Origin of the sequence: Actinophytocola sp. (assembly GCF_035712165.1) — a bacterium.
Lineage (GTDB): Bacteria > Actinomycetota > Actinomycetes > Mycobacteriales > Pseudonocardiaceae > DASYTH01.
Map to the genome: position 1 here is coordinate 1 of NZ_DASTBH010000580.1, position 3,601 is coordinate 3,601.

Below are 3,601 nucleotides of genomic sequence, written 5' to 3' on the forward strand. Positions count from 1 at the left end.
CACCCGCCCGTCGGCCAGCACCGCCTCGAGCCCGGCCACCTGGGCCCGCATCGAGCCCCAGCGCAGCACCCGCAGCCCGCCCGCGTTGGTGGCGACCATGCCGCCGATGGTGGCCGAGTCGCGGGCGGCGAGGTCCACCCCGACGTCCAGACCGGTGGCCCGGACGTGCCGCTGCACCGCGGCCAGGGTCGCCCCGGCGCCGACCGTCACCTGCCCGGCCAGCGGGTCGACCGGACCGAGCCCGGTCAGCCGGGCCAGGCTCAGCACCACCTCCCCGTCGCGGGGCACCCCGCCGCCGACCAGCCCGGTGTTGCCGCCCTGCGGGACGACCGGCGCCCCGGCCGCCCGGCAGGCCCGCAGCACGCCGGCCACCTCGCCGGAGTCCGCGGGCCGAACGGCGAGCCGGGCCCGTCCCCGGTAACGTCCGGTCCAGTCCGTCTCATAGCCGGCCAGCACATCACGGTCGGTGAGGACATGCTCCGGCCCCACCAGGGCCGCCAGTCGGGTCTCCAGCACCCGGCGATTCTCCATTCACCGGCCGCGCGTCATCCGATCCCGGTGCGCGCGTCTCATAGACCTGACGTGTCAACGCGCGTTGCATCTCCGTGTCGGCGCGGTAAATCCGGCCGCGTCCCCGGGACGCGCACCGCGTGGGCGGAGATCCTTTGCCCGTCAAGGCATCCCGTCCGGCATCCGGCAACGGATAACGGAGTGCGGCGAGCATCCGACAACCCCTCATGGAGGTAGGGGAGCAGGCATGATGACGAACATCGAGGAAGATTCCACAGTCGACTCCGATACGACGCTGCCCACGCTGCCGTGCAGCGTGGTGTGGTGCGGAAACCACGCGTACGTGCTCGAGGGGTTCGCCGGCCGGTCACGCTGGATGGGGATGGACGAGCGGGGCCGCCCGGAGGCGTTGACCAATGCCGAACTGGCCCGGCGCGGCTGGAGCCGCACTCGCCGGGCCGGCTGAGGCCCGAATACGCTCAACCGCATGGCGCGGGCGGCGGAGGTACGGACAGACGGTGCGCAGGCTCCGGACCGGCTGCTGACCGTACCCAACGTGCTCAGCATCATCCGGCTCGCCGGCGTCCCGCTGTTCCTCTGGCTGCTGCTCGGCCCGCAGGCCGACGGCTGGGCGCTGCTGGTGCTGGTGGCCAGCGGCGTCACCGACTGGCTGGACGGCAAACTGGCCCGCTGGCTCAACCAGACCAGCCGGTTCGGCGCCCTGCTCGACCCGCTCGCCGACCGCCTCTACACGTTGGCCGCGGTGGTCGGGTTCGTGATCCGCGACATCGTCCCGTGGTGGGTCGCCGCCGTCCTGATCGCCCGGGATCTGCTGGTCATGGTCTGTATCGCCCGGCTGCGCCGGGCCGGCTTCGGGCCGCCCGAGGTGACCTACATCGGCAAGGCCGCGACCTTCGTGCTGATGTACGCCTTCCCCCTGCTGCTGCTCGCCCAGGGCGGCTCGACGGCGGCCACGATCGCCCGGCCGTTCGCCTACGCGTTCGCGATCTGGGGCTCGGCGCTGTTCCTGTGGTCCGGCCTGCTCTACGTAGTGCAGACGCGATCAGCGCTGCGCTCGGCCGCCCTCTAGGATTCCGCCACAGATATCGACCCGCCAGAAGGGGATGTGCAGGTGACACCTGAGAATCTCAAGTACACCGAAGAGCACGAATGGGTGTCGCACACGGGGGACAACAGGGTTCGGATCGGCATCACCGACTACGCCCAGGAGCAGCTCGGCGATGTGGTCTACGTGCAGCTTCCCGAGCTCGGCGCGCAGGTCGACGCCGGGGCCCCAGCCGGCGAGGTGGAGTCGACCAAGAGCGTCTCGGAGATCTACGCGCCGCTCTCCGGTGAGGTGACCGCCGTCAACGACGCGCTCGACGAGCAGCCCGATCTGATCAACAGCGACCCCTACGGCGAGGGGTGGATCTTCGAGCTGACCGTCGACGACCCGGACTCGATCGACGGTCTGCTCGACGCGGAGGCATACCAGGCCATCAACAAGGAGTAATGAGCCGTAAGGGATCGTCAGCTAATGGGAGGCACCATCCGGGCAGACGATCGCGCACGGTACCTTGCACAGTTGTCGGGTTCAGCATCAGCAGGAGGAGAGCTCAGGTGAGCACGAACGACGGACCAGGGGTTCCGCCGGAGCAGTCTCCGGAGCGGACCTCGGTCTTCCGGGCCGACTTCCTGGCCGAGGCCGAGGGGGTCGAGACCCCCGCTCCCGAGCCTTCGGTCGCCGGGGTCGACGCGCTACCGGTCGGCTCGGCGCTGCTGGTGGTCAAGCGCGGCCCCAACGCCGGGTCGCGCTTCCTGCTCGACCGGGACACGACCAGCGCGGGCCGGCACCCGGACAGCGACATCTTCCTCGACGACGTCACGGTGTCCCGCCGGCACGCGGAGTTCCGCCGGGAGGGCGGCGAGTTCGTGGTCATCGACGTGGGCAGCCTGAACGGCACGTACGTCAACCGCGAGCCGGTCGACCAGGCGGTTCTGGCCGGCGGCGACGAGGTGCAGATCGGCAAGTTCCGCCTGGTGTTCCTCACCGGTCCGAGCTCGGGCTCCTAGGCAGCGGACGTGACGGCGGCGGGGAAGCCGGAACGTGACGGGTTGAGCATCGGAGCCGTGCTGGAACGGCTCCGGCCCCAGTTTCCCGACGTCACCATCTCGAAGATCAGGTTCCTGGAGTCCGAGGGTCTGGTCACGCCGGCCCGTACCCCCTCGGGCTACCGGCAGTTCACCGCGGCCGACGTCGAGCGGCTGCGGTTCGTGCTGTCCGCCCAGCGGGACCACTACCTGCCGCTCAAGGTGATCAAGGAGCAGCTGGACGCGGCGGACCAGGAGGCGGCGGGCCCGGCCCGGCCGCCCCGGGCACTGGTGTCGGTGCCGGCCGTGCCGGGCCTGCCGACCCCGGCGGCCTTCGCCGAACACCCGGAGATCCGGATGACCAGGGAGGATCTCCTGGCCGAGGTCGGCATCGAACCGGCCACCCTGGCCGAGCTCGAGCAGTACGGGCTGATCCGGCCCGGACCGGCCGGCTTCTACGACTCGCTGGCCGCGACCGTGGCGCGCACGGTGCTGGCGCTGGGCGAGTACGGCATCGAGCCGCGGCACCTGCGCGCGTTCCGCGCGTCGGCCGACCGCGAGGTCGGGCTGCTCGAGCAGATCGTCACGCCGCTGTACCGGCACCCCGACCGCGCCGCCCGGGGCCGTGCCGACGAGGTGGTGCTGGAGCTCGCCGCACTCTGCGTGTCGCTACATACGTTGCTGGTCAAGGCAGGGCTGCGCGGCGTCACCGGAAGGTGAAGGCACAGCAGGGGTATACCCCCGTGGCGCATCAAATCGTAACCGGACTCCACCGAAGATTGTGTGAGCGTCGTGCCCGGATGGCGGGTAGCGTCGAAGGCGGCGATGAGCGATCCTCGAACTGACGAGGCTATCGTCGATCTGCCCGGAGGAGGGAGGCGAGCCCGATGAGCGAGATGCGGGTCGTGGGTGTGCGGGTGGAACTACCTGCCAACCAGCCGATCTTGTTGCTCCGTGAGACCGAGGGTGAGCGCTACCTCCCGATCTGGATCGGCTCGGT

General features: G+C 70.6%; 6 protein-coding genes and 1 pseudogene. 6 read left to right on the forward strand and 1 reads right to left on the reverse strand.

From position 1 onward, the window contains the following. The coding region (locus VFO68_RS33855) for an FAD-binding oxidoreductase (protein ID WP_325162521.1) at positions 1 to 516 on the reverse strand (516 nt) is incomplete at its 3' end. A gap of 241 nt (positions 517 to 757) precedes the next feature. Here VFO68_RS33855 and VFO68_RS33860 point away from each other — a divergent pair. From VFO68_RS33860 to VFO68_RS33885, 6 genes and pseudogenes are all read left to right on the forward strand, one after another. Then, on the forward strand, positions 758 to 976 hold the full coding sequence (locus tag VFO68_RS33860; RefSeq protein ID WP_414635620.1) for a hypothetical protein: 219 nt from the start codon (positions 758 to 760) through the stop codon (positions 974 to 976). A 21-nt stretch (positions 977 to 997) separates the two neighbouring features. After that, on the forward strand, positions 998 to 1,600 hold the full coding sequence (locus VFO68_RS33865) for a CDP-alcohol phosphatidyltransferase family protein (RefSeq protein WP_325162522.1): 603 nt from the start codon (positions 998 to 1,000) through the stop codon (positions 1,598 to 1,600). Between the two features lie 42 nt (positions 1,601 to 1,642). Then, positions 1,643 to 2,023, forward strand: coding sequence for a glycine cleavage system protein GcvH (gcvH, locus tag VFO68_RS33870; protein ID WP_325162523.1), 381 nt, complete (start codon positions 1,643 to 1,645; stop codon positions 2,021 to 2,023). Between the two features lie 107 nt (positions 2,024 to 2,130). Then, entirely contained in the window at positions 2,131 to 2,583 is a 453-nt protein-coding gene (gene garA, locus VFO68_RS33875; RefSeq protein WP_325162524.1) for a glycogen accumulation regulator GarA, read from the forward strand. Between the two features lie 9 nt (positions 2,584 to 2,592). After that, entirely contained in the window at positions 2,593 to 3,321 is a 729-nt protein-coding gene (locus tag VFO68_RS33880) for a MerR family transcriptional regulator (RefSeq protein WP_325162525.1), read from the forward strand. A 167-nt stretch (positions 3,322 to 3,488) separates the two neighbouring features. Beyond that, positions 3,489 to 3,601 (forward strand): annotated as a pseudogene (locus VFO68_RS33885) (bifunctional nuclease family protein); the annotation flags it as partial.